The organism is Micromonospora sp. NPDC057141, from assembly GCF_042670805.1.
Lineage (GTDB): Bacteria > Actinomycetota > Actinomycetes > Mycobacteriales > Micromonosporaceae > Micromonospora.
Genome location: NZ_JBHUVA010000003.1, coordinates 139657 through 164110 on the forward strand (window position 1 = coordinate 139657; position 24454 = coordinate 164110).

Below are 24454 nucleotides of genomic sequence, written 5' to 3' on the forward strand. Positions count from 1 at the left end.
TCGCCGGCTAGGCGGTGGTCAGGGCGACGAGGGCGCGGCGTCGGCGGCGACCGCGCAGCAGCGGCACCAGCGCCGCGGCGACGACGAAGCCGCCCTGGATCCAGTACTGCCAGGAGAGGCTGACCGACAGGAAGCTCAACGAGCTGGTGATCGTCTGCAGGAACAGCGCCGTGGCGAGGGTGGCCAGCGCGGACCCGTTGCCGCCGAAGACGCTCGCCCCGGCCAGCACCACGGCGGTCACCGAGGCCAGGGTGAGCGCCTGCCCGGTCGAGGCGTCGCCGATGCCGGTCTGCGCGTAGAGCGCCAGCCCGCCGCCGGCCGCCAGCGTCCCGCCGAGCAGGTACGCCAGCAGCCGCGTCGGCACGGTCGCCACGCCCATCCGGGACGCGGACAGGGGGTCCGATCCGGTAGCCCGCAGCGCGCGGCCGGCCCGCGCCCGGCGGACCAGCAGGTGCCCGGCGACGCCGACCAGCACCACGACGGCGAACACCACCGGCACCCCGGCGATCGTCGTGCCCAGCGCGGCCAGCAGCGTGTCGCCGGCCTGCCCGCCGGGCAGCGGGCGCAGCAGCTGCGCCAACCCGACCACGCCGATCGAGGTGATCAGGGTGGCCACCACCGGTGGCAGGCTCACCCGGGTGACGAGCACCCCGTTGAGCAGGCCGACCGCCGCTCCGGTGGCGAGCGCGACCAGCACGCCCACGGCGAACAGCGCGGGCGTGCCGGCGCCGAAGAACGACACGGCGACCACACTCAGCGCGACCACCGACCCCACCGACAGGTCGATGCCGCCGGTCATCACCACCACCAGCTGCCCGAGGCTGACCAGGGCCAGCGACGCGGCGGCCAGCAGCAGCTGCCCGACGGTCAGCGAGCTGAGGAAGGCCGGTGCCCGGACGGCGGTCGCCGCGCCGAGGACGAGGGTGAGCAGCAGCATCAGCGCGGCCTGGGACTCGCCGCCCAGCAGCCGTCGGCGCGGGCCCGGCCGGGGCCCGGCGGCCGGCGCGGCGACCGCCTGCTCGGTGGCGAGCACCGCCGCGCCGGTGATGTCCCGCTCGGAGAGCGTGGCGGCGGAGAGCTCGGCGTGGACGCGTCCCCGGGAGAAGACCAGAACCCGGTCGCAGAGCCCCTCCAGCTCCACCGCGTCGGTGGAGAGCACGACGACCGCCGTGCCCTGCCCGGCGAGTTCCCGCAGCACCCGGTAGATCTCCAGGCGGGCCCCGGCGTCGACGCCCTGGGTCGGGTCCTCCACCAGCAGCACCGCCGGGCGGCCGATGCTGGCGCGGGCGAGCAGCACCTTCTGCTGGTTGCCGCCGGAGAGCGTGTTGACGGGGGTCTCCAGGCTCGCCGCCTTGACCCGCAGCGCCGCCACCGCAGGCGCGACCAGCGCCCGCTCCCGGCCCGGCACGGGCAGGGTACGCAGCAGCGACACCCGGGGCAGCGCGAGCGCGTCGACGTTCTCCCGGATGCCGAGGTCGCCGAAGACGGCCTCCCGCAGCCGTTCCCCGGAGAGGAAGACGACGCCCCGCCCGGCCGCGGCGGCGGGGCTGGCGAGGGTGACCGGGCGGCCGGCGACGGTGACCCGCCCGTGCGAGCGGACCAGCCCGGCGAGCGCCCGTAGCGCCTGGCGCTGCCCGTTGCCCTCCACCCCGGCGAAGCCGACGATCTCGCCGGCCGACACCCGCAGGTTCAGGTCAGCGAAGCCGACGCCGCGCAGCCCCTCGGTGACCAGCACGACGGGGGCGTCGCCCAGGTCGGGCTTGTCGGGGAAGGTGGTGTCCAGCGACCGGCCGACGATCAGCTCGACGATCTGCTCGTCGGTGTGCGCGGCGACCGTGCCGCCGCCGACGACCCGCCCGTCGCGCATCACGGTGAGGGTCTGCGCGATCTCGCGGATCTCGGGGATCCGGTGGGTGATGTAGACGACGGCGGTGCCGGTCGCCACGAGCTGCCGGATCCGGTCGAACAGCCAGGTCGTCTCGTCGGGGCCGAGGGCCTCGGTCGGCTCGTCGAGGACCAGCACCCGTGGGTCGGTGGCGAGCGCGGCGGCGATCTCCACCAGGTGCGCCTCCCGCATGGTCAGCTCGCTGACCAGCCGGTCGGCGTCGATGTCCAGGCCGAGTCCGCGCAGGTGCGCGGCGGTCCACGCCGACGCCGCGCCGACGCGGGGTCGGATCTGCTCGGGCAGGAGCACCAGCATCGACTCGGCGACGGTCAGGCCGCCAGCCAGCGCCGGGGTCTGGTAGACCAGCGCGAGCCCGTTCTCCCGGGCGAGGGCGGGGGTCAGCGCCGGGTGGTCCCGGCCGCCGATGGTGATCCGGCCCTCGTCGGGGGTGACGGAGCCGGCGGCCACCCCGACGAGGGTGGACTTGCCGGCCCCGTTCTCACCGAGTACGGCGTGGACCTGACCCGGCGACACGGCCAGGTCCACGCCGTCGAGGGCCCGTACGCCCGGGTACTGCTTGACGATCCCCGTCAGCGTCAGCGCGGCGTCCCGTACGGTCGTCATGGGATGTCCGATCAGCCCTGGAAGAGGGTGGCGAGCTGGGCGGTGGTGAGCTGCGAGGACGGCGGGGCGTCGTTGGGCAGGTCCGCCTTGCACGCCGTGCCCGGCGCGACCGCGCCGCCGGCCCCGCCGGTGGAGTCCTCGAAGAGGTCCAGTTGCAGCCGCGACGGCTCGGCGTCGGCCCTGCCGTTGACGACGGCGACGCCCTTGCGCAGCGCGACCCGGCCGATCCAGGTGCGGGAGGAGACGGTGGCCAGCTCGTAGGCGCTGTCCTTCGCCTTCAGGGCGGTGAAGCCGCAGCTCAGCTCGTTGTCGTCGGTGGTGGCGATCGGCACCAGCGGTCGCCCGGCGCTCTGGTACGCGCGCAGCACGCCGGTGGCGGCGGCGCCGTAGTCGCTGATGACGCCGTCGATCTTCGGGTACTTGGCGAGCAGGCCGCTCATCGCCTGCTGCTCCATCGCCGGGTCCCAGTTCGTGGTCACCGGCTCGTCGGTCAGCAGCTTCACCTGCGGCGCACCGGCCAGCACCTTCTTGATTCCGGTGAGGTGGGCCTGGGAGACGGGGTTGCCGGCGGGGCCGCCGAGCATCACGATGTTGCCCCCGTCCGGGCCGAGCCGGTCGACCATCCACCTGGCCCACACCTCACCCAGGTACGCGGTGTCCCAGTCGACGTAGTCGAAGTAGTCGCTGCCGGCCTTGCCCTGCGGGTCGGCGGCGATCGGGATGACGGTGACCCCGGCACCGGCGGCGGTCCGCAGCGCGGACAGGTGCGCGGGGCCCGGCCCGGCGTCGGGGATCACCAGCAGCACGTTGACGCCCTTGCTGGCCATGCTGGTGATGCCGGCGAGGGTGGACTGGAGGTCACCCCGGCCGGCGACGTACTCGACGCCGGTGATTCCGGGACACCTGCTGGCCTCGTCCTCGACCTCGGCCCGGACGATCTTGGACCACGAGTTGGTGCCGAGACCGTCGACGAGGCCGACCTTGATCGGCTTGTCGCCGCAGACGGAGGCCATCGCGGCGGCGGCCGAGAGCGGTCCGGTGTTGCCGACGGCGACCTGCGCGGCGGCGCTCGGGTCGCTGCCCGCGGCGGAGCCGGTCTTGTTGGTGGTGGAGCAGCCGGTGACCGCCAGGACGGCGGCGGTGCCCAGGGTTATCGCGGTGGCGAGGGAACGCCGGTGTGTCGACATGGGGACTCCAGGGGTGGGGGCATCGGCGGGACGGCGACGCCGTTCCGCGAGGGGTGGACCGGTCGGGTCAGGTGGGATTGCGGCGGATCGCCCGGCGGCGCAGCCGGGTCGCGATGCCGAGTTGCACCACGATGCCGACGCCGATGATCACGGACTGCACGATGTTCTGCACGGCCGTGGTCTGGGTGTAGGTCTGGACGAGCTGGTTGAGCTGGCCGAGGAAGAGCGCGCCGAGCGCCGTTCCGGTGAGGCTGCCGCGCCCGCCGGTCAGCGCGGTGCCGCCGAGCACCACGGCGGCCACCGACGGCAGCAGGTAGGCGTCGCCGGCGGAGATGGTGGTGGTACGCAGGAACCCGGCGAGCAGGACGCCCGCGCCGCCGGCGAGCAGCGCGGAGAGGGCGTACGCCGAGACCGTGTACCGGCGGGTGTTGATGCCGGCGGCATGCGCGGCAAGCCGGTTGGCGCCGACGAGTTCGAAGCGCCGCCCCGCGACGGTGCCCTTCAGCGCCAGTTGCGCCGCCACGATGACGACGGCGGCCACCAGGACGAGGTTGGGCACGCCGAGCGTGCGGCCGACCGCGAATCCGGTGAGCGCCTCCGGCGCCTGCGCGCTGTAGCCGCCGGAGAGGAACTGCACCAGCCCGATCAGGATCGCGTTGACGGCGATCGTGACGACCAGCGGCGGCAGCCCGAAGGCCGTGACGACCAGGCCGCTGACCAGTCCGGCGAGCAGCGTGGCGGCCAGCGCCACGGTCACCGCTAGGCCGAGGCCCCACTGTCCGGCGTCGCCGTAGCGGGCCACCACGAGGGCACCGAGGGAGATGCCGCCGGCCACCGAGAGGTCGAGCCCGGCCTGCTGGACGACGAGGGTCTGCCCCACGGCGACGATCGCGGTGAGCGCCGCGAACGGCAGCATCGCCAGCAGGGCGGTGCGGCCGACGCTGGCGCTGGAGAGCATGGCGCTCACGGCGAACAGCACGGCCACGGCCGCCGCCGCGCGGCTGGTCGGCCAGCCGAGCAGGCGGGGGCCGAGCGGTTCGGTCGGGCGCACCGCCGCAGGCTGCGGCGCGGTGCCGGCGAGGGAGAGTCCGAGCAGGCTCATGCCAGGTTCAGCTTCGGTTCGGGCTGCCACCGGCCGCCGATCTCGGCGCCCGCCATGGAGCCGATCACGTGGTCGCGGGACGCCTCGGCGAGCGCCCGCAGCCGGTCGAGGTCGACGCCGACGAGCCTGCCGTCGCGCTTGACGAACCGGCCGTCGACGAGCACGTCGCGGACCAGCCCGGGATGGGCGGCGTAGACGATGGTGCCGAACGGGTTGTTGATCGGCGTGGTGGCGAGGGTGTCGCCGGCGAGGACGACGATGTCGGCGGCCTTGCCGACCTCCAGCGAGCCGGTGACGTCGCCGAGGCCGTTGGCCCGCGCGCCCTCGATGGTGGCGAAGCGCAGCACGTCGGAGCAGGCGAGCTTGACCCGCTCGGGGACCTCGCCGGCCTCGACCGCCGCGTGGTTGTCGGTGGCCCGCTGCACGGCCAGGGTGGTGCGCATCGTGGTGAACATGTCGCCGCCGATGGAGCTGCACACGTCGACCGAGAGTGACGGCTGGATGCCCACCGCCAACAGCCGGCCGGTGGCCGGCCAGCCGTGACCCATCTGCATCTCGACGTCGGTGGCGACGGAGGCGCTGCCGCCGGTGTCGGCGATCAGCTTCAGCTCGTCCTCGGCGATCGTGTTGCAGTGCACGTAGGTCGTGGTGGCGGCGAGCAGCCCGGCCGCGTTCATCCGGTGGATCGGCTTGGTCTTGCCCCAGTGCCCGTCGCCGACGTGCACCGACACGCGCAGGTCGAGCTCCCGGGCGAGCTGGAAGTCCGCGGTGGTGACGTCCATCGTCGAGAACTGGGGGCCGCGCAGGGCCAGGCCCAGGGTGACCCGGCCGTCGTTGGCGGCGAACCGCCCGGAGCGCAGCCGGCGGACGTCGTCGGCCGGGTGCGGCACCGGCGACGGCATCACGCCGCCCCACTGCGGTGCGCCGCCGCCGTGCGAGAAGACGGCGCGCAGGCCGGCCTCCTCCAGGGCGTCGATCGCGGCGTCGGTGTGGTCCGGGGTGAAGAGGTTGTGCGACCAGTCGAGCAGGGTGGTCACGCCGGAGTCGAGGGCCTCCAGCGCGCCGAGCAGGTTGCCGGCGTAGGTGTCCTCGGGGCGGAAGTAGCGGCTGAGGCCGGCGTGCAGGCCGACGAGGTACTGGTCGAGGGTCCAGTCCGAGGCGATGTTGCGGACGACGGACTGCCAGGTGTGTCGGTGGGTGTCGACCAGGCCGGGCATCACGATCCGGCCGCTGACGTCGATCCGCTCGGCGTCGGGGACGTCGAGGTCGCGGCCGATCGCGGCGATCCGTCCGTCCCGGACGAGGACGTCACCGGGCCACAGCACCTCGTTGGGGCCGGCGCAGGTGACGACGATTCCGCCGGCGAGAAGCAGGTTGGACATGAAAGGGACCTCCACAGACGCCCTCAGGGGTGTGGTGTTCGTCCGATCCAGGACTGGCAGGACGGCGGATCGGCGGTCCCCATGATGCGATCGTCGTCACAGCCGTGTCAAGTCTTGTTTAACATCTTGTTGACAGGCACTCATCGGGGTGAATTGCTACTGCCCCGGCAGCCCGCCGGGCCCGGCGTCGCGGTGGCGCAACACCAGCCACACCGCCCTCATGTCCACGCTCCCGTTGTTCTCGAACAGGTGCGGACGGGACGAATCGATCGTCAGGCTGTCCCCTGCGCCGAGGACCACCTCCTCGAAGCCGACCTTGCAGGTCAGCTCGCCCTGCATCACGTGGGCGCACTCCAGGCCGCTGTGCCGCTGGTAGCGCCCCGAGTCGCTGGAACTGGCCCCCGGTGGGTACGTGACCAGCATGAACTCCACGCCATCCTGCTCGTTGTGGCCGAGCTGCTCCCAGACGACGCCGGTCTCCATCTCGATGCGCCGCCGGTTGCCGGCCCGGACCACGACCAGCTCCGAGCCGGTCTGCGGGGCGACGCCGGTGGCCCGCGCGGGCGGCTCCGCCGCCGGCGCGGGGGGCTGCTCCGGGGACGACTGCGCGCCGGAGAAGAGCTCGTCCATCGACAGGTCCAGGGCCTCGACCACGGCGTAGAGCGTGGGGATCGAGGAGCGTGACCGGCCGTTCTCCAGCAGCGAGAGCATGCTCGCCGAGACCCCGACCTTCTCGGCGAGCGCGCGCAGGGACATCCCCCGGGCCTGCCGCGCGGCGCGGATCCGGCCGCCGACGGCGTCCAACTCGGTCACGTTGAGTGCCCCTTTACAAGTCTCGATCACGTTGAAGTGTGCTCATCTTACGGGTCGTCGTGGGGGCGTGGGGGTTCCGACCCCGGCCGACGTGTGCCCGCGCACGTGCGCCCCGGCAGCCGGGCCCGGGTCAGCCCTTCAGTGGGTACGGGATGAAGGTGCTGCGGTTCTCGTCCAGGTCGAGCCGGCCCGTGATCGGCGCGGCGGCGCGCTGCGGGCAGGTCATCCGCTCGCAGGTCTTGCAGCCGGGGCCGATCGACGTGGTGGCGTCGGCGGCGTACAGGTCGATCCCGGCGGAGTAGACCAGCCGGTCGGCGTGCCGGGTCTCGCAGCCGAGCCCGATCGCGTAGACCTTCCCCGGCTGGTTGTAGCCGCCGTGGTGCCGGGTGATGGTGCGGGCGATCCACAGGTAGCGCTGCCCGTCGGGCATCGCGGCGACCTGCACGACGACCCGGCCGGGTGAGCTGAACGCCTCGTAGACGTTCCACAGCGGGCAGGTGCCGCCGGTGAGCGAGAACGGGAAGCCGGTGGCGGACTGGCGTTTGGACATGTTGCCGGCCCGGTCGACCCGGACGAACGAGAACGGCACGCCCCGCGCGCGGGGCCGTTGCAGCGTGCTGAGCCGGTGGCAGACCGTCTCCCAGCCCATCGCGAAGTGCTGGGTGAGCAGGTCGATGTCGTACCGGTGCTGCTCCGCCGCCGCCAGGAAGCGCTCGTAGGGCAGGATCAGCGCGGCGGCGAAGTAGTTCGCCAGGCCGACCCGGGTGAGGATCTGGGTCTGGACGTCGTCGAAGCGCTCCTCCTCCACGATCTCGTCGATCACGTCGGCGAACTCCAGCAGCGCGATCTGCGCCGCCATCCGCATCGCCTCCTGCCCGGCCCGCAGCGACGTCGACAGGTGCAGGGTGCGGGTCTGCGGGCGGTAGCGGTGCAGCTCGTCGCCGAGCAGGGTGGCGTCGTCGCGGAGCACCTGGACGCCGTGCCGCTGGCCGAGCCGGTCCTGCAGCGCGGAGCGCACCTCGCCGCGACGCAGCCCGATGGTCGCGGCCAGCCGTTCCGCCGCCTCGTCCAGGTCAGGGACGTAGTTCTGCCGCCGGTAGAAGAACTCGGTCACCCGGTCGTGCGGGCTGCGGGAGACCGTGTCCCGGTCGCCGAGCAGCTCCGCGAGCTGCTCGTCGGCCTGCCGGTACCGCCGGTGCAGGTCGATGACGGCCTCCGCGACCTCGGGCAGCCGGGTGGCGAGCTCGGTGAGGTCGGCGACGCCCGGCCGCCCGGGGAGCGCCTCGCGCAACCCGGCGACCAGCCGTGGCGTGTCGCGCGGGGCGAACACCGTCGGGTCGACGCCGAAGACCTCGGTGATGCGCATGAGCACCGGCACGGTCAGCGGACGCGCATCGTGTTCGATCTGGTTGAGATAGCTCGGGGAGATGTTGAGCAGGCTGGCCAGGCGCGCCTGGCTCAGCGCGCGGTCCTCGCGCATCCGGCGCAGCCGGGCGCCCGCGAAGGTCTTGCTGATCTCCCTCACCTCCTCGTCGGTATTTCGGCAGCCCAGCACCCTTGGCAGGCTGCAAATATATCCCTTCGCAACTTCGCAGGATGAGGCGCGAACTTCTCAGAACTTGGCTTCTTCCGTCCCTCGACCCTGCCGCCGACGCCGTGTGACCGTGGGTGACACGCCGGACGGAGCATCGCGTTCACGCCGCAGGGCGGCACGACGAGTGCCGGCGTCACGACAGTCGAGGAGACGACATCATGCAGAACGCCGTGGAGCAGTTGCGTACCGAGTGGGAGACCGACCCCCGCTGGCGGGGGGTGCGGCGCGGCTACCGCGCGGAGGACGTGGTGCGCCTGCGCGGGGCGATCCAGGAGGAACACACCCTGGCCCGGCACGGGGCGCAGCGGCTGTGGCGGCTGCTGCACAGCGAGGACTACATCCACGCCCTGGGCGCGCTCACGGGCAACCAGGCCGTGCAGATGGTCCGGGCCGGGCTCAAGGCGATCTACCTCTCCGGCTGGCAGGTGGCCGCAGACGCCAACCTCGCCGGGCACACCTACCCCGACCAGAGCCTCTACCCGGCCAACTCGGTGCCCGCCGTGGTGCGCCGGATCAACAACGCCCTGCTGCGCGCCGCCCAGATCACCACCGCCGAGGGCGACGACCGCGGGATGGACTGGCTGGCGCCGATCGTCGCCGACGCCGAGGCCGGCTTCGGCGGACCGCTCAACGCCTACGAGCTGATGACCGCGATGATCGCGGCCGGCGCGGCGGGCGTGCACTGGGAGGACCAGCTCGCCGCCGAGAAGAAGTGCGGCCACCTCGGCGGCAAGGTGCTCGTCCCCACCGGGGCGCACATCCGTACCCTCGAGGCGGCGCGGCTCGCCGCCGACGTCGCCGGCGTGCCGTCGGTGGTCATCGCCCGCACCGATGCCCAGGCCGCCACGCTGCTCACCACCGACGTCGACGAGCGCGACCGGCCCTTCGTCACCGGCGAGCGCACCGCCGAGGGCTTCTACCGGGTGCGCAACGGCGTCGAGCCGTGCATCGCCCGGGGCCTGGCCTACGCCCCGCACGCCGACCTGCTCTGGATGGAGACCTCCACCCCCGACCTGGAGATCGCCCGGCGCTTCGCCGAGGCGATCAAGAGCGAGCACCCGGACCAGCTCCTCGCCTACAACTGCTCGCCGTCGTTCAACTGGCGCAAGCACCTCGACGACGCCACCATCGCCAAGTTCCAGCGGGAACTCGGCCACATGGGCTACAAGTTCCAGTTCATCACCCTGGCCGGCTTCCACGCCCTCAACTACTCGATGTTCGACCTGGCCCGTGGCTACGCCGCCGACGGCATGTCCGCCTACGTGTCGTTGCAGGAGCGCGAGTTCGCCGCCGAGCCGGCCGGCTACACCGCCGTCAAGCACCAGCGCGAGGTCGGCACCGGCTACTTCGACCTGATCAGCACCGTGCTCAACCCGGCCGCCGAGACCACCGCCCTGCGCGGATCCACCGAGGAGGAGCAGTTCGCATGAGGTACGAGATCATCGGTCCGATGGCCGACCGGTTCGACGAGGTCCTCACCGCGCGGGCGCTGGAGTTCCTGGTCGAGCTGGACAGCGAGTTCGCTGCCCGCCGGGTGGCCCTGCTGGACACCCGCCGGGCCCGCCGGGACCGGTACGCCACCGGCCAGTTCCCCGACTTCCTCCCCGAGACCGCCGCGATCCGCGCGGACCCCACCTGGCGGGTGGCCCCGCCCGCGCCCGGCCTGCTCGACCGGCGGGTCGAGATCACCGGACCGCCCGACCGCAAGATGACCGTCAACGCGCTCAACTCCGGGGCGCGGGTGTGGCTCGCCGACTTCGAGGACGCCACCTCGCCGACCTGGCACAACGTCGTCGCCGGGCAGCTCAATCTCATCGACGCCCTGGACCGGCGCATCGACTTCACCGACCCGCGCGGCAAGCGGTACGCCCTCGGCGACGAGCTGGCCACGATCGTCGTCCGGCCGCGCGGCTGGCACCTCGTGGAGAAGGGGATCGTGGTGGACGGGCGGCCCATCTCGGCCAGCCTGGTCGACTTCGGGCTCTACCTGTTCCACTGCGCGCGACGGCAGCTCGACGCGGGCGCCGGGCCGTACTTCTACCTGCCGAAGCTGGAGAGCCACCACGAGGCGCGGCTGTGGAACGACGTCTTCGTCTTCGCCCAGCAGCGCCTGGGTCTGCCGCGCGGCACCATCCGGGCCACCACGCTCATCGAGACGATCACCGCCGCCTTCGAGATGGAGGAGATCCTCTACGAGTTGCGCGAGCACTCGGCGGGCCTGAACGCCGGGCGGTGGGACTACATCTTCAGCGTGATCAAGAACTTCGGGCAGTGGTCGGACTTCGTCCTGCCGGACCGGGCCGAGGTCACCATGACGGTGCCGTTCATGCGCGCCTACACCGAGCTGCTGGTGGCGACCTGCCACCGGCGGGGCGCGCACGCCATCGGCGGGATGGCGGCGTTCGTCCCCAGCCGCGACCCGCAGGTCAACGAGGTGGCCCTCGGCCGGGTGCGGGCGGACAAGCGGCGGGAGGCCGGCGACGGCTTCGACGGCTCGTGGGTCGCCCACCCGGGCCTGGTCGACACCTGCCGGGAGGAGTTCGACGCGGTGCTGGGCGAGCGCCCCCACCAGCTCGACCGGCTCCGGGACGACGTCGCCGTGGCCGCCGCCGACCTGCTCGCCGTCGACAAGACCCCCGGCCAGGTCAGCGCCGTGGGGCTGCGCGCCAACATCGCGGTCGCGCTGCGCTACATCGACGCGTGGCTCGGCGGCGCCGGCGCGGTGGCCCTGTGGAACCTGATGGAGGACGCGGCGACCGCCGAGATCGCCCGCTGCCAGGTGTGGCAGTGGCTGCACCACGGCACCCCGCTCGCCGGCGGCGGCTGCGTGACCGACGAACTGGTCCGGACGATCCTCGCCCAGGAGTTGGCCGACCTGGTGACGGGCCGCGAGGCGGCCGACCGGGAGCGCGCCGAACGGGCCGCGCGCATCGTCGAGGACACCGCGTTCGGCGAGGACCTGCCGGCGTTCTTCACCACCGGCGCGTACGCCCGGCACCTCGGTCCGCAACAGCGGCCCGCCGTGCCGGCGCGCTGACGCTCCAACCGCAGGAGCCGGGAGGGGCACCGGCCCTTCCCGGCTCCGTGGTCACCGGCCCGGACCCGCCGCCAGATCCTCCTCGACGCGTTTCGCGGTGGCCAGCAGGGGCGGCAGCAGTTCCGTGCGGATCGTCTCGAAAGAGCCGCGGCTGGCGTGCGCGGAGACGTTGACCGCGGCGACCACCGATCCGTGCTCCCCGTGGATCGGCGCGGCCAGCGAGCGCAGCCCCTCCTCCAGCTCCTGGTCCACGATCGCGTATCCCTGCGCGGCGATCGTGGCCAGGGCGGCGCGCAGCCGGACCGGGTCGGTGACGGTGTGCCGGGTCAGCGCCCGCAGCCGCGCCGTGGCGAGGTAGTCGTCCAGCCAGCCGGCGGGCTGCGCGGCGAGCAGCACCCGGCCCATCGACGTCGCGTACGCGGGGAACCGGCTGCCGACGCTGATCCCCACCGTCATGATGCGTCTGGTGGCGACGCGGGCGACGTAGACCACCTCGTCGCCGTCGAGGACCGACACCGAGCAGGACTCCCGTACCTGCGTGGCCAGCGCCTCCAGGTGCGGCTGGGCGACCTCCGGCAGGCTCAGGCTCGACAGGTAGGCGTAGCCGAGATCGAGCACCCGTGGGCGCAGCGAGAACAGTCGCCCGTCGGTGTGCACGTAGCCCAACTCGACCAGGGTGAGCAGGAAGCGACGGGCGGCGGCCCGGGTCAGCCCGGTGGCCCGCGCCACCTCGCTGAGGGTGAGCCGGGGATGCTCGGCGTCGAACGCGCGGATCACGGCCAGGCCGCGCTCCAGCGACTGGACGAACTCCCCGGATCGCGCCGCGTCGGTCACTCGGTCTCCTGCCGCAGAGCCTCCCGGGCGCCCTGGAGCGTCCGGTCACCGCCGGTGGCCAGCGTAGCCGCGCCGCCCGCAGCGGCACGCACCGGTGCCGGCAGGCCGCGCGGCGTCGAGTCACCCGAGCCAGGACCGCGCGTGCCGTCAGGCCTCCAGCACGACGGCCAGGCCCTGACCCACCCCGATGCAGATGGCCGCGAGCCCCCGGCCGCCGCCGCGGCGGTGCAGCTGCCAGGCCAGTGACCCGAGGATGCGCGACCCGGAGGACCCGAGCGGATGGCCGAGGGCGATGGCGCCGCCCTGCGGGTTGACGATCCCCGGGTCGAGGTCGGGCCACCGGGCCAGGCAGGCCAGGGACTGCGCGGCGAACGCCTCGTTGAGCTCGACGACGTCGAGGTCGGCCCAGCCGATGCCGGCGCGGCGCAGCGCCTCCTCGGCGGCGGCCACCGGGCCGATGCCGAACAGGTGGGGCTCGATCCCGGTGACGGCCCGGGAGACGATCCGGGCCAGCGGCGCGCGGCCGATCTCCCGCGCCCCGGCGGCGTCGGCGATCAGCAGGACGCTCGCCCCGTCGTTCAGCGGCGACGAGTTGCCGGCGGTGACCGTGCCGGCGGGCCGGAAGACCGGCTTGAGCCGGCCCAGCGCCTCGGCGGTGGTCGTCGGCCGGATGCTCTCGTCCCGGTCGACGTCGGTGCCGGGCAGCGGGGCGACCTCGTCGGCGTACGCGCCGTCGCGCCAGGCCCGGTCGGCCCGCTGGTGGCTGCGCAGCGCGAACTCGTCCTGCTGCTCGCGGGTGATCCCGTGGCGCTCGGCGAGGATCTCGGCACCCTCGCCCAGCGCCACCGTCCACTGTGGCGGCATCGCCGGGTTGACCATCCGCCAGCCCAGCGTGGTGGAGTGCAACGTCTCGTGCCCCCGGGGGTAGGCCCCCTCGGGCTTGGCGAGCACCCACGGCGCGCGGCTCATCGACTCCACCCCTCCGGCGAGGCAGATCGACGCGTCGCCGAGGGCGATGGCCCGGGACGCGCCGATGACGGCCTCCAGGCCGGAGCCGCAGAGCCGGTTGACGGTGGCGCCGGGCACCGACGGCGGCAGGCCGGCCAGCAGGGCGGCCATCCGTGCCACGTCCCGGTTGTCCTCACCGGCGCCGTTGGCGTCGCCGAGGAGCACGTCGTCGATGCGCGCCGGGTCGAGCCCGGGGCTGCGGGCGACGACCTCCCGGACCACGTGGGCGGCGAGGTCGTCGGGGCGTACGCCGGCCAGGCCGCCGCCGTGGCGACCGATGGGGGTGCGGACGGCGTCGAGCACGTACACGTCGCGGGTCATGCCGTCGCCGTCAGGGTGGCCTGCAGGGCGCGCAGCACGGCGAGTTCGTCGGGGGTGGGCGGCGCGCCGGTGGTCAGCCCGTCGGCGACGGCGAGCGGCCAGCCGGTGGCCGCGCGGGCCTGCTCGACGGTGACGCCGGGGTGCAGCCGGGTGAGGGTCAGCTCGCAGGTGGCCGGGTCGGGTTCGAGTACGCCGAGGTCGGTGATCACCGTCCGGGGGCCGCCGCCGCGCAGCCCGAGTCGGGCCCGGTCGTCCGGCCCGGCACCGTAGCCGACCGAGGTGACGAAGTCGACGCGCTCGGTGAACGTGCGCCGGCTCTGCCGAACGATGACGACCACCTCGCCGCAGGACGCGGCGATCTCCGGGGCGCCGCCGGCACCGGGCAGGCGGACCGACGGGTCGGCGTAGGAGCCGCCGACGACGGTCGTGTTGATGTTGCCGTGGCGGTCGAGCTGGGCCGCGCCGAGGAACCCGACGTCGATGCGGCCGGGCTGGAGCCAGTAGTTGAACACCTCCGGCACGGAGACGACCGCGTCGGCGGTGTCGGCGAGGACGCCGTCGCCGATGGACAACGGCAGCCGGTCGGGCTTCGCGCCGAGGCAGCCCGACTCGTAGACCAGCACGAGACCGGGGGCGTGGGTGGCGCGGGCCAGGTTCGCCGCGGTGCTGGGCAGGCCGATCCCGACGAAGCAGACGGTGCCGTCGCTCAGCTGCCGGGCGGCGGCGACCGTCATCATCTCGTCGGCCGAGTAGTCCGCCGCGCTCATGCCGGCACCTGCGTCGTCAGCACGTGCCGGGCGATCCAGGCCCGGAAGGTGTCGCGGTCCCGGCTGATCGCGTCCCAGTCCCGGTAGAAGTCGTTGTCGCGCACCGAGTAGCCCTGGGTGTACGACGGGTGCGCGCCGCCGGGCACCCGCGCCACCGCCGTGATCGCCCACCCGGGCAGGACGACCTGCCCCGGCACCGGGGTCAGCTCGTCGACGAGCTCCTCGACGGTGACCAGGGACCGGCGGGCGGCCAGCACCGCCTCCTTCTGCACGCCGGTGATGCCCCACAGTTGCACGTTGCCGGCCCGGTCGGCGCGTTGGGCGTGCACCACCGTGACGTCGGGGCGCAGTGCGGGAAGCGCGGTCAGCGTCTCGCCCGTGAACGGGCAGTCGACGGTGCGGATGGTGGTGGTGTGGCGGGGCAGGTCGGTGCCGGTGTAGCCACGCAGGACGGCGAACGGCAGTCCCGAGGCGCCCGCGACGTACCGGTTGGCCATCCCGGCGTGGCTGTGTTCCTCCAGCTCCAGGGGCACCGGCCAGGAGTGCTGCACGGCGTCGCGGAAGCGGTGCAGCGAGCCCACGCCGGGGTTGCCGCCCCAGGAGAAGACGAGCCGGCTGGCGCAGCCGGCCCCGATGAGCTGGTCGTAGATGACGTCCGGGGTCATCCGCACCAGGGTCAGGCCGCGCCGTCCCTGACGGATGATCTCGTGACCGGCGGCGAACGGGATGAGGTGGGTGAACCCTTCCAGGGCCACCACGTCCCCGTCGCGCACCAGCTCCGCGATCCCCTCGGCCAGCGAGACGATCTTCGCCATCGGCCTCCCGCCTCCTGTGCTGTGGTGCGTCCGCGTCGCCGTGTTCGGCATGCGGACGAGTGTGCTCATGTCGAACGTAGTGCCTGGCGGCGGAGGCCGTCAACGGGGCGGCTCGGACGCGCGGAACGCGGATCCATCCGTCGACGCCCGGCCGCCCCGTCGGGCGAGCAGCAACGCCGCCGTGAGGACCGCTACCGCCACGGGCAGGCCCCAGGGGCGTCGGGCGGCCTCCACCGTGAACGCGACCGGGTGGCCGGGCACCTCGATCCGGCCGTCCACCTCGTACCTGCCGAACGGGGCCTGCCCCGTGGGCACCGTCACCCGGTAGTCGCGGGTCCCTCCGGCGGCGACGATGCCCACCGCCGGGGCGGCCACGATGGTCCGGGCCCGGCCGGGGGGTCCGACCAGCAGCGTGAGCGGCGGGTCGGTCACCTCCTCGGGGCCGGGGTTGCGCAGGGTGAACCGCACGGTCAGTTCGCCCGGCAGGCCGAACCATCCGCGTGGCCCGGACCGGTCGTCGGCGCGCAACGTCACCAGGGTCAGCTCGGCCGGGACGCCCGTTGCGGCGGGTGGCGCGGCCACCCCGTCCAGCGGTAGGTCGGCGGTGGCGGTGGCGGTGCCGGTCGGCGTCCGGACGCGCAGCACGCAGGGGCAGGCCACCGGCGGGGCGGCCAGCAGCACCGGCAGCCGGGTGCGGCCGGACGGCGGCACCTGGGCGTGGGTGGCGTCGGCGGTCGCGCAGTCCAGCACCCCGCGTCGGGCGGCGTTGCCACACACCTCGGCCTGCACCGTGCCGGCGGGCCAGCCGTCGAGGCCGACCAGCACCCGCTGCCCGACCCGCAGCGGCCCGGCGGGCGGGGTGACGCCGGGCCCGCCGCCAGCGGCTCCGGGCGCCTCGGGCGCCAGCGCCAGGGCGGCGACCACGGCCAGCAGGGTCGCCCGGGCCCCCGCGGTCATGACGCCTCCGCCGACTCGGCATCCACCATGGCCCGCCCACCGTCGCCGGGGGCGCGGCGACGCCACCACCGCAGCGCGCCCCAGCCGCCCGCAGCGGCGAGCATGGCCAGCAGCAGCCAGGGCGGGGCCCACACCCCGGCGGAGCGGATCACCGGCGGCAGCGCGGTGTCGGTGGTGGTCGCCGCGAGGTCGACCTCGGCGGTCAGCCGCAGCAGCGGGGGTACGCCGGTGATCCGCTCGGTGACGGTGAAGGTGGCCCCGGGCAGCAACTCGGGCAGGTCGGTGGGGGAGGTGCGGGCCTGCTCCCAGCCGAAGGGCCCGGCGACGGTCACCGTGCCGCTGCCGGCGACCCGGACGTTACCGGTGTTGCGCAGCCGGTAGCGGACCACCAGGTCACCACCGGCGAGCGGGTTGACCGGGTTGTCGTAGGAGACGTCGACCGACTCGACGGTGACGGCGGGGCGGACCGGACCGGTGACCCGCAGGTGGACCCGGGCGGCCAGGCGCTGGTCGACCAGGACCCGCTGCCCGTCGGCGGTGGTCCGGGTGCGGGTGATGGAGCCGATCACCCCGCCGGTGTGGTCGCCCGGGGTGGCGTCGGCCGGCACGGCGAGGCGGAACGGGATGTCGACCCGTTCGCCGGGCGGGACCGTCCAGGCCCGCCGCTCGAACCGGATCCAGGAGCCCACGTCGGTGGCGGGCTGGTCGGCCGGCAGCAGGGCGAACGCGCCGTCGGTGGAGGTGTACGCGTCGGTGCCGTACACGTCGAAGGTGAGCGGACGGTCGCCGAGGTTGGTGATGCCGACGTGGTCGGTCAGGGTGCTGCCCGGGGCCAGGTCGTAGATGAAGTAGTTGCGCCCGGTCGGGCCCTTGGCGCTGGACGGCTGCACGGCCCAGCGTGCCGCGCCGGTCTGGCCGGAGCCGCTGGCACTCGGGGACGGGGTGGGCGCGGCGCCGGCCGGGGCGGGCGGGACCGTCGCCGTGAGCAGCGCGGCGGCGAGCGCGACGCTCGTCCGGGACAGGGCGGTACGCAGGGACATGCCGGGCTCCGCAGGTGGTCGGGCCGGTGGGGCGGGTGGCGAGTCCCGCCCCACCGGGGTGGTGCCGAGAATCAGGAGAGGGTGAGCGTCAGGACCGCGGTGTAGTCGCCCGCCGGGGCGGACGCCGGGATCCCGAGGTTCAGCTGGGCGCCGCAGCCGAAGGTGCCGTTGCTCGCGCCGCTGGCCGAGGTGCACAGCGCGCGCGCCGTGCCCAGGCCGGCACCGGGCGCGGCGGTCGCGCCCGGGGTGACCACGCCGGGGGCGCCGGCGAGGCCGTCGGTGACGACGGACGCGCTCGGCACCCAGCCGAGGTTGTCCGCGTCGATGGTGCCGCCGCCGGCCGAGGCGAAGTCGGAGACCTGCCCGACCAGGCTCCAGCCGGCGTTGGTGCCGCGCAGGTCGGCCACCGTGGCGGTGTTCAGTGCCCCGCTGGTGACCTGCCCGTTGCTGACCGCCGGCAGCGCGACCGTGGAGCCGGCCACGCCGAGGGTCAGCGCGCCGCCGGTGACGGTGGCGGTGATCTGCTGGTCGGCGTCGCCGCCGCCCACCGGAGTGCCGCCGAACGTCACCGGGGTGAAGGTGTCCTGGCTACGGTCGGCCGAGCCGCGGGCGGCGAAGGTGATCACGTAGCACTGCACCTGCGTGCAGTCGACCTGCGCGCCGGTGCGGTCGGTGTAGACCGCGCTGATCGGCAGGGTGGTGTGGAACGTGCCGTCGGCGTTGAGCCGGTCACGGGCCTCCGTCGGCTCGTTCGTCTTGCTCACCCACTTGGTTACCTGGAGGACACCGGCGTTCGTCCAGTGCTCGTCGACCTTCGGGCCGAAGGAGACGTAGATTCCCGCCGCCCCGTTGGCCTCCGGATCGAAGCCGCTGCCCTCGACCGTGATCGTCGCCCCGGCCGGGTCGACCCCGGTGGACGGGGTGACGCCGACCGCCGGGCCGGCCGGCTCGCCGCCGCCACCGGTGGAGAAGGTGAACGACAGCGGGTCGAGCGCGGTGCCGGCGGTGTAGAAGCCGTTGAACGCGGTGGCGCCCTCGGCGGTCAACGTCGCCGCCAGGTCGGTCGCGGTCACCGTGCCGCCGCTGCCGCCGGGGTTGCCGTCGGTGACGGCGATGGTGGCGATGGTGGCCTGGCGGACCGAGACCGGATCGGTCGCGGTGGTGGCCAGGTCGACGTCCGCCTTCAGGGCGGCGGTGCCGCCGGAGACGGCGACCGTCGGGTTGGCCAGGGTGATGGTGAACATGTGCGCCGGGTACGAGAAGACGACCGTCCCGCCGTACTCGGCGTCGATGACGCCGGTGCCGGCGTCGTACGTGCCGCCCTTCGCGGGGAAGGTGAACGTGCCGTCGCTGTTGATGCTGGCGCCGTTGCTCGCCGCGATCGGCGGGTTGCCGTTGCCGGTGTTCACGTAGCTGCGGAACGACGCCTTGAAGCCCCAGGTGAGGCTGCCGGTGCTGATGTCTGCCTCGGCCGCCGAGGCGGGGCCGGCGCCGACGAGTGCGGCCGAGGCACCGAGGAGGGCGACCGCCGCCCACCGCAGCGACCGCCATCGGCCGGTACCGGTTCTGGATCGGACCATGCTGTTCCTTTCTCGCGCCCAATACGGACAGTGGTTGAGGTTAGGCAAACCTAACTAGGCGGTACAGGGGTGAGGGGTTGGAGATCTTGACCCGAAGAACCCCTTGTGAACTGCGGATCCGTCGCTTAGGTTAGGCAAACCTTAATCACGGTCGGTGTGTCAGCCGGCCTGATCTGTCATGTGGGGAGCCTGATGCGATCACTGCGTCGCGCCGTCCTGACCGCAGCACTGATCACCGTCGGTATTGCCGCCGGCGCGGTCCCGGCCCACGCCGGCACCGGTCGGGGAACCGGCGGCCAGAAGCTCACCGTCACGCCCAGCAGCGGTGTCGCCCGCTCCGGCACGAGCGTCACCGTCTCCGGCACCGGGTACGACGTCACCAAGGGCATCTACGTCGCCTACTGTGTGGACAACGGCTCCGGTGTCGTGCCCACCCCGTGCGGCGGCGGGGCCGACACCACCGGGAGCACCGGCGCCTCGCACTGGATCTCCTCCAACCCACCCTCCTACGGGGAGGGACTGGCCGTGCCGTACGGCGCCGGCGGCTCGTTCCGGGTCACCCTCACCGTCGGCATCCGCATCGGCGACGTGGACTGCACCGTCCGTCGGTGCGTGGTGGCCACCCGCGCCGACCACACCCGCACCGCCGACCGGTCCCAGGACGTCCGGGTGCCGGTCACCTTCGCCGCCGCGGCGACCGCGGCCCGGACCAGCGCCGCGCCGACCACCGCCGGGGCCGCCGGCACGGGCGGACCCGCCGCGCGTACCACCGCGCCGGCCGCTGCCACGACCGCCCCGGCCACCGCCGCACCCGCCGGCAGCGCGGCACCGGCCGCCTCCGGCACCGCCGTGGCCGCCACCCCGGGCGGCACCACCGACCCGGCCGCTCAGGTCACCCGGGTCAGCGCCGCCTCCGGCACCGGCCGCTGGTGGCTGGCCGCGCTGGTCGTACCCCTGCTCGGGTTGACGCTCCTCGCCGGCCTGCGCCGCCGTCGGCGCAGGGCCGCGCCGTGACCCGGCGCGCGGTGTCGCCCGCCCAGACCCGCGCCGCGTCACGGCGCGTGCCGCTGGCCGTCGTGCTGCTGCTCGCCGGCGCCCTGGCCGGCTGCACCGGCACGGCGGCCGGGGGCGAGCCGACCTCGGCCACCTCCTGCGGCCCGGTCACCGCCACCCTGCCCGACACCGACGTCACCCCGCTCGACCCGGCGCCGACCCCGGCCCTGCCGGTCACCGTCGCCTCCGCCGACGGTGTCGCCACCACGGTCACCGACGCGGCACGGATCCTGCCGGTCAACCTCTACGGCTCGATCGCCGAGATCGTGTTCAGCCTCGGGCTCGGCGGCAACGTCGTCGGCCGGGACACCTCGACCACCTTCCCGGCCGCCGCGCACCTGCCCGTGGTCACCCCGGCCGGGCACGACCTGTCCGCCGAGGCGGTGCTCGCCCTCGCCCCCACCGTGATCCTCGCCGACGACAGCATCGGCCCACCCGAGACGCTGCGTCAGCTGCGCGCGGCCGGCATCCCCGTCGTCCTCGTCGCGGCCGAGCAGAGCCTCGACGCCGTAGCCGCGCACGTGCGGGCGATCGCCGCCGCGCTCGGCGTCGGTGAGGCCGGCGAGCGGCTCGTCACCCGGGTCGCCGGGGAGATCGCCGCCGCCCGCGACGGCGGGCCCGACGGCGCGTCGCCCCGCGTCGCCTTCCTCTACCTGCGCGGCGCCGCCGGGGTCTATCTGATCGGCGGCCGGGGCGCCGGCTCCGACGCGATGATCGAGGCGGCCGGCGGGGTGGACGCCGGCACCGCGATCGGCCTGGCGAAGTTCCGGCCGTTGACCAGCGAGGGCCTGATCAACGCGGCCCCCGACGTGATCCTGGTGATGACCGGGGGACTGGAATCCGTCGGCGGCGTCGACGGCCTGCTCACGCTCCCCGGGGTGGGGCAGACCCCCGCCGGGGCGGCCCGCCGGATCGTCGACATGGACGACGGTGTCCTGCTCACCTTCGGCACCCGCTCCGGCCGGGTCGTGCGGGCCCTGGCCGACGCGCTGCACTGCCGGGGCCGGACATGACCACCACCACCGACACCCCACCGGCCACCGTGGACGCCGCGCCCGAGGGTGCCCGGCCCCGTCGGACCCGACGCGGGGCGCTCCTGCTCGCCGGGCTCACCGCCGGCCTGCTGCTGGTCGCCCTGTTCGCCGCCGGTCGGGGGCAGGTGGCCGTCGCCCCGGCGGAGGTGCTCGGCTCGATGCTGCACCGGCTCGGCCTGGACATCGGCCCCCGGCCCGCCGCCCCGCACGGCGAGAGCGCGCTGTGGCTCGTCCGCTTCCCCCGGGTGGTGCTCGCCGCCGTGGTCGGCGCCGCGCTCGGCTGCGCCGGGGCGGTGATGCAGGGCGTCTTCGGCAACCCGCTGGCCGAACCCGGCGTCATCGGCGTCTCCGCCGGCGCGGCCCTCGGCGCGGCCCTGGCCATCGTCACCGGCGCCACCGTCCTCGGCGGCTGGACGGTGCCCGCCGCCGCCTTCGCCGGCGGGCTCGCCACCACCTGGCTGGTCTACGCCCTGGCCCGCTCCGGCGGCCGGACCGAGGTGGTCACCCTCGTGCTCACCGGCGTCGCCGTCAACGCCGTCGCCGGTGCCGCGATCGGGCTGCTGATGTTCGTCGCCGACGAGTCGGGCGTGCAGGCCATCGCGTTCTGGAACCTCGGCAGCCTCGCCCAGGCGAGCTGGTCGGCCGTCTGGCTGGCCGCACCCTGCCTCGCGGTCGGCCTGGTCGCCGCCCTCGCCGACGCCCGCCGGCTCGACCTGCTCGCCCTCGGCGAACGGTCCGCCCGGCACCTCGGCGTCGACGTGGAACGGCTGCGCGTCCGGATGATCGTGGTCACGGCGCTGCTCGGCGCGGCGGCGGTCGCCTTCACCGGCATCATCAGCTTCATCGGCCTGGTCGTGCCGCACCTGGTGCGGATGGTCGCCGGCCCCGGACACCGGCTGCTGCTGCCGGCCAGCGCGCTCGGCGGCGCGATCGTGGTCATCGCCGCCGACCTCGCCGCCCGGACCCTCGTCGACTACCAGGAACTGCCGCTGGGGGTGCTCTCCGCGGTCGTCGGCGGGCCCGCGTTCTTCTGGCTGCTGCGGCGCACGAGGGACCGCGCGGGAGGCTGGGCGTGAGCGGGCGCGGGACGTCGACCCCCGAGGGCGGCGCAGAGCCCGCGCGCGGGCGGGCGCGGCGGGGCCAGCTGCGCGTGCTCGGCCGGCGGGTGGCACCGTTGGCGCCGGCCCCGGCGGCGCCGGGCAGCACCCGGATCCGGGCTGCCGGACTGCGGGTCGAACGTGCCGGCCGGCCGGTGCTCGACCAGATCGATCTCGCCATCCGTGCCGGTGAGTTGCATGCCCTGGTCGGCCCGAACGGCGCCGGCAAGTCCACCCTGCTGGCCGCCGTCAGCGGCGACCTGCCGGCCGCGGCCGGGACCGTCGAGGTCGACGGCCGCCCGCTGGGCGAGTGGTCCGCCGTGGAACTGGCGATGCGTCGGGCGGTGCTGACCCAGCGCCACACCCTGAGCTTCCCGTTCGCCGTGGTCGACGTCGTCCGGATGGGGCGCGCGCCCTGGGCCGGGCGGCCCGAGGAGGCCCACGACGAGGCGATCGTCGCCGAGACCATGCGGCGCTGCGACGTGGTCCGGTTCGCGGGCCGGCCGTTCCCCACCCTCTCCGGTGGCGAGCAGGCGCGCGCGGCGCTGGCCCGGGCACTGGCGCAGCGGGCCGGGGTGCTGCTGCTCGACGAGCCGACCGCCGCCCTCGACCTGCACCACCAGGAACTGGTCATGCGGATCGCCCGCGACCGCGCCGACGCCGGGGACGCCGTCGTGGTGGTGCTGCACGACCTCGCCCTGGCCGGGGCGTACGCGGACCGGATGACCCTGCTCGCCGACGGGCGGGTACGGGCCGCCGGGGCACCCGCCACGGTGCTGACCACACCCCTGCTCAGCGAGGTCTACCAGCACGACATCGAGGTCGTGCCGCACCCGCGTACCCGCCTGCCGCTGGTCGTGCCCCGCCGTCGGGGCCCGGCACACCCGGCCCACCCACCGCCGTCACGGAGGAACAGATGAGCACACCACCGATTCCGTTCTCGGCCCGGCTGCGGGCCGCCAGTCAGGGGGCCCACGCCGCCGCCGAGGGCCAGCGCTACGTCACGGCGCTGGTCGCCGGCGACGTGGACCTCCCCGGCTACGTCGACCTGGTGGTGCAGCACCACGCCCTGTACCGGGCGTTGGAGTCGGCCGCCGAGGCGATGCGCGACGACCCGCTCGCCGGGCCGTTCGTCGACGACGCGTTGACCCGGCTGCCCGCGCTGGAGGCGGACCTGACCCACCTGGTCGGGCCGGACTGGGCGCGCCGGAGCGCGCCGCACCCGGCGACGCTGGCCTACGCCGACCGGATCCTCGCCGTCGGCACCACCTCACCGGAACGCTTCATCGCCCACCACTACACCCGCTACCTCGGCGACCTCTCCGGCGGCCGGCACATCGGCCGGGCCGTCGCCCGGCGGTACGGGCTGAGCGGGCAGGCGGGGGCCGGCTTCTACGCGTTCGACCGGATCGTCCGGCCGAAGGCGTACAAGGACGCCTACCGGGCTCGGCTGGACGCCCTGCCCCTCGACCCGGCGGCCGAGGCGGCCCTGCTGGAGGAGGTGCTGCTGGCGTACCGGCACAACACGGCGGTCTTCGCCGCCCTGGCCCGGCACGTGCCCGAGGGCGACCCCGAGGCGACGGAGGCGGTGGCGTGACCGGCCAGCCGACCCGACCCGCGTCCCGCGACAGTGGGCAGCCGTTCGACGCGGACACCGTGCGCGCGGTCTGCCGGCACATGAACGCCGACCACGCCGAGGATGCGCTGCTGATCTGCCGCACCCTCGGCGGCTGTCCCGACGCCACCCGGGCGCGGGCGACCGGGCTGGACGCCGACGGCATGGACTTCGCCGTCGGCGTCGACGACATCGAGGTGCCGGTGCGGATCCCGTTCGCCCGCCGGCTCACCGAACGGGCCGAGATCCGCCGGGAGGTGGTCCGGATGTACGAGCAGGCGCGCGAAGCGCGCTGATCCCGTGCACCGTGGCACGTGGCCGAGTTCGGGGCCGGGGGACGACGCCGCCCTCCCATCGGTCATTCGTCCTCCTGGCGCACCGCCTGCCGGGCCACGGCGAACGCCCGGTTCGCCGCCGGTACGCCGGCGTAGACGCCGACCTGGAGCAGGACCTCACTGATCTCCTGCGGGGTGAGGCCGTTACGCAGGGCGGCGCGGACGTGCATCGCCAGTTCCTCGTCGTGGTGCAGGGTCGCGAGGATCGCGAGGGTGATCACGCTGCGGGTGCGCCGGTCCAGGCCGGGGCGCGACCAGATCTCGCCCCAGGCGTAGCGGGTGATCAGGTCCTGGAAGTCGGCGGTGAACTCGTCGGTGGCGGCGACGGCCCGGTCGACGTGCGCGTCGCCCAACACCTGTCGGCGGACCGCCAT

General features: G+C 74.5%; 22 protein-coding genes. 8 read left to right on the forward strand and 14 right to left on the reverse strand.

What is annotated here, in order from left to right; all coding sequences use genetic code 11:
- Positions 1–7: 7 nt before the first annotated feature.
- From ACFT41_RS04045 to ACFT41_RS04070, 6 genes are all read right to left on the reverse strand, one after another.
- Complete coding sequence (locus ACFT41_RS04045) at positions 8–2509, reverse strand: ATP-binding cassette domain-containing protein (protein WP_377581316.1); 2502 nt, start codon at positions 2507–2509, stop codon at positions 8–10.
- A gap of 11 nt (positions 2510–2520) precedes the next feature.
- A complete protein-coding gene (locus ACFT41_RS04050; protein ID WP_377581313.1) occupies positions 2521–3696 on the reverse strand; it encodes a substrate-binding domain-containing protein in 1176 nt (391 codons plus the stop codon).
- 67 nt (positions 3697–3763) lie between these two features.
- Positions 3764–4798, reverse strand: a complete 1035-nt coding sequence (locus ACFT41_RS04055; protein ID WP_377581310.1) for an ABC transporter permease — start codon at positions 4796–4798, stop codon at positions 3764–3766.
- Positions 4795–6180 (reverse strand): amidohydrolase family protein, encoded by a 1386-nt coding sequence (locus ACFT41_RS04060; protein WP_377581307.1) that lies wholly within the window; start codon positions 6178–6180, stop codon positions 4795–4797. Before ACFT41_RS04060 ends, ACFT41_RS04055 begins: the two co-directional genes overlap by 4 nt.
- Before the next feature lie 156 nt (positions 6181–6336).
- The gene (locus tag ACFT41_RS04065; protein ID WP_377581304.1) at positions 6337–6993 is read right to left on the reverse strand and encodes a helix-turn-helix domain-containing protein; all 657 of its coding nucleotides are present in this window, start codon (positions 6991–6993) and stop codon (positions 6337–6339) included.
- A gap of 130 nt (positions 6994–7123) precedes the next feature.
- Complete coding sequence (locus tag ACFT41_RS04070) at positions 7124–8518, reverse strand: short-chain fatty acyl-CoA regulator family protein (RefSeq protein ID WP_377581302.1); 1395 nt, start codon at positions 8516–8518, stop codon at positions 7124–7126.
- Positions 8519–8745: 227 nt separating this feature from the next.
- Between ACFT41_RS04070 and aceA the strand changes: the two genes are divergently transcribed.
- Together aceA and aceB are read left to right on the forward strand one after the other, a co-directional pair.
- Positions 8746–10017, forward strand: a complete 1272-nt coding sequence (gene aceA, locus ACFT41_RS04075; protein WP_377581299.1) for an isocitrate lyase — start codon at positions 8746–8748, stop codon at positions 10015–10017.
- Positions 10014–11624: a malate synthase A gene (gene aceB, locus ACFT41_RS04080; RefSeq protein ID WP_377581297.1), complete on the forward strand. Its 1611-nt coding sequence runs from the start codon at positions 10014–10016 to the stop codon at positions 11622–11624. The genes aceA and aceB overlap by 4 nt, the downstream gene beginning before the upstream one ends.
- Before the next feature lie 51 nt (positions 11625–11675).
- Here the strand turns inward: aceB and ACFT41_RS04085 are convergent, their stop codons facing one another.
- From ACFT41_RS04085 to ACFT41_RS04115, 7 genes are all read right to left on the reverse strand, one after another.
- A complete protein-coding gene (locus ACFT41_RS04085; RefSeq protein ID WP_377613736.1) occupies positions 11676–12458 on the reverse strand; it encodes an IclR family transcriptional regulator in 783 nt (260 codons plus the stop codon).
- A 147-nt stretch (positions 12459–12605) separates the two neighbouring features.
- Positions 12606–13787, reverse strand: a complete 1182-nt coding sequence (locus ACFT41_RS04090; protein WP_377581291.1) for a thiolase family protein — start codon at positions 13785–13787, stop codon at positions 12606–12608.
- Positions 13784–14554, reverse strand: a complete 771-nt coding sequence (locus ACFT41_RS04095; protein WP_377581287.1) for a CoA-transferase subunit beta — start codon at positions 14552–14554, stop codon at positions 13784–13786. The genes ACFT41_RS04090 and ACFT41_RS04095 overlap by 4 nt, the downstream gene beginning before the upstream one ends.
- Complete coding sequence (locus ACFT41_RS04100; RefSeq protein ID WP_377581284.1) at positions 14551–15369, reverse strand: CoA transferase subunit A; 819 nt, start codon at positions 15367–15369, stop codon at positions 14551–14553. Before ACFT41_RS04100 ends, ACFT41_RS04095 begins: the two co-directional genes overlap by 4 nt.
- Positions 15370–15468: 99 nt before the next feature.
- Entirely contained in the window at positions 15469–16326 is an 858-nt protein-coding gene (locus tag ACFT41_RS04105) for a hypothetical protein (protein ID WP_377581281.1), read from the reverse strand.
- Complete coding sequence (locus ACFT41_RS04110; protein ID WP_377581278.1) at positions 16323–17366, reverse strand: WxL protein peptidoglycan domain-containing protein; 1044 nt, start codon at positions 17364–17366, stop codon at positions 16323–16325. Before ACFT41_RS04110 ends, ACFT41_RS04105 begins: the two co-directional genes overlap by 4 nt.
- A gap of 71 nt (positions 17367–17437) precedes the next feature.
- The gene (locus ACFT41_RS04115; RefSeq protein WP_377581275.1) at positions 17438–18946 is read right to left on the reverse strand and encodes an HtaA domain-containing protein; all 1509 of its coding nucleotides are present in this window, start codon (positions 18944–18946) and stop codon (positions 17438–17440) included.
- A gap of 192 nt (positions 18947–19138) precedes the next feature.
- Here ACFT41_RS04115 and ACFT41_RS04120 point away from each other — a divergent pair, with 192 nt between their 5' ends.
- From ACFT41_RS04120 to ACFT41_RS04145, 6 genes are read left to right on the forward strand one after another with little or no spacing between them, the layout of a single operon-like run.
- Positions 19139–19960, forward strand: coding sequence for a hypothetical protein (locus ACFT41_RS04120; protein ID WP_377581272.1), 822 nt, complete (start codon positions 19139–19141; stop codon positions 19958–19960).
- Positions 19957–21012 (forward strand): hemin ABC transporter substrate-binding protein, encoded by a 1056-nt coding sequence (locus tag ACFT41_RS04125; RefSeq protein ID WP_377581269.1) that lies wholly within the window; start codon positions 19957–19959, stop codon positions 21010–21012. The genes ACFT41_RS04120 and ACFT41_RS04125 overlap by 4 nt, the downstream gene beginning before the upstream one ends.
- On the forward strand, positions 21009–22109 hold the full coding sequence (locus ACFT41_RS04130) for a FecCD family ABC transporter permease (RefSeq protein WP_377581266.1): 1101 nt from the start codon (positions 21009–21011) through the stop codon (positions 22107–22109). The genes ACFT41_RS04125 and ACFT41_RS04130 overlap by 4 nt, the downstream gene beginning before the upstream one ends.
- Complete coding sequence (locus ACFT41_RS04135; protein WP_377581263.1) at positions 22106–23050, forward strand: heme ABC transporter ATP-binding protein; 945 nt, start codon at positions 22106–22108, stop codon at positions 23048–23050. Before ACFT41_RS04130 ends, ACFT41_RS04135 begins: the two co-directional genes overlap by 4 nt.
- A complete protein-coding gene (locus ACFT41_RS04140) occupies positions 23047–23727 on the forward strand; it encodes a heme oxygenase (biliverdin-producing) (protein WP_377581260.1) in 681 nt (226 codons plus the stop codon). Before ACFT41_RS04135 ends, ACFT41_RS04140 begins: the two co-directional genes overlap by 4 nt.
- Positions 23724–24041, forward strand: a complete 318-nt coding sequence (locus ACFT41_RS04145; protein WP_377581257.1) for a DUF2470 domain-containing protein — start codon at positions 23724–23726, stop codon at positions 24039–24041. Before ACFT41_RS04140 ends, ACFT41_RS04145 begins: the two co-directional genes overlap by 4 nt.
- Positions 24042–24103: 62 nt before the next feature.
- On the opposite strand, the gene pcaC is transcribed toward ACFT41_RS04145, so the two are convergent.
- Positions 24104–24454: a 4-carboxymuconolactone decarboxylase gene (pcaC, locus tag ACFT41_RS04150; RefSeq protein ID WP_377581346.1), complete on the reverse strand. Its 351-nt coding sequence runs from the start codon at positions 24452–24454 to the stop codon at positions 24104–24106.

Excerpts from the sequence above, each read along its gene's own strand:
- ACFT41_RS04045 (WP_377581316.1), bottom strand. The coding sequence starts at position 2,509 with ATGACGACCGTACGGGACGCCGCGCTGACGCTGACGGGGATCGTCAAG.
- ACFT41_RS04050 (WP_377581313.1), bottom strand. The coding sequence starts at position 3,696 with ATGTCGACACACCGGCGTTCCCTCGCCACCGCGATAACCCTGGGCACC.
- ACFT41_RS04055 (WP_377581310.1), bottom strand. The coding sequence starts at position 4,798 with ATGAGCCTGCTCGGACTCTCCCTCGCCGGCACCGCGCCGCAGCCTGCG.
- ACFT41_RS04060 (WP_377581307.1), bottom strand. The coding sequence starts at position 6,180 with ATGTCCAACCTGCTTCTCGCCGGCGGAATCGTCGTCACCTGCGCCGGC.
- aceA (WP_377581299.1), top strand. The coding sequence starts at position 8,746 with ATGCAGAACGCCGTGGAGCAGTTGCGTACCGAGTGGGAGACCGACCCC.
- aceB (WP_377581297.1), top strand. The coding sequence starts at position 10,014 with ATGAGGTACGAGATCATCGGTCCGATGGCCGACCGGTTCGACGAGGTC.
- ACFT41_RS04090 (WP_377581291.1), bottom strand. The coding sequence starts at position 13,787 with ATGACCCGCGACGTGTACGTGCTCGACGCCGTCCGCACCCCCATCGGT.
- ACFT41_RS04095 (WP_377581287.1), bottom strand. The coding sequence starts at position 14,554 with ATGAGCGCGGCGGACTACTCGGCCGACGAGATGATGACGGTCGCCGCC.
- ACFT41_RS04100 (WP_377581284.1), bottom strand. The coding sequence starts at position 15,369 with ATGGCGAAGATCGTCTCGCTGGCCGAGGGGATCGCGGAGCTGGTGCGC.
- ACFT41_RS04105 (WP_377581281.1), bottom strand. The coding sequence starts at position 16,326 with ATGACCGCGGGGGCCCGGGCGACCCTGCTGGCCGTGGTCGCCGCCCTG.
- ACFT41_RS04110 (WP_377581278.1), bottom strand. The coding sequence starts at position 17,366 with ATGTCCCTGCGTACCGCCCTGTCCCGGACGAGCGTCGCGCTCGCCGCC.
- ACFT41_RS04115 (WP_377581275.1), bottom strand. The coding sequence starts at position 18,946 with ATGGTCCGATCCAGAACCGGTACCGGCCGATGGCGGTCGCTGCGGTGG.
- ACFT41_RS04120 (WP_377581272.1), top strand. The coding sequence starts at position 19,139 with ATGCGATCACTGCGTCGCGCCGTCCTGACCGCAGCACTGATCACCGTC.
- ACFT41_RS04130 (WP_377581266.1), top strand. The coding sequence starts at position 21,009 with ATGACCACCACCACCGACACCCCACCGGCCACCGTGGACGCCGCGCCC.
- ACFT41_RS04140 (WP_377581260.1), top strand. The coding sequence starts at position 23,047 with ATGAGCACACCACCGATTCCGTTCTCGGCCCGGCTGCGGGCCGCCAGT.
- pcaC (WP_377581346.1), bottom strand. The coding sequence starts at position 24,454 with ATGGCGGTCCGCCGACAGGTGTTGGGCGACGCGCACGTCGACCGGGCC.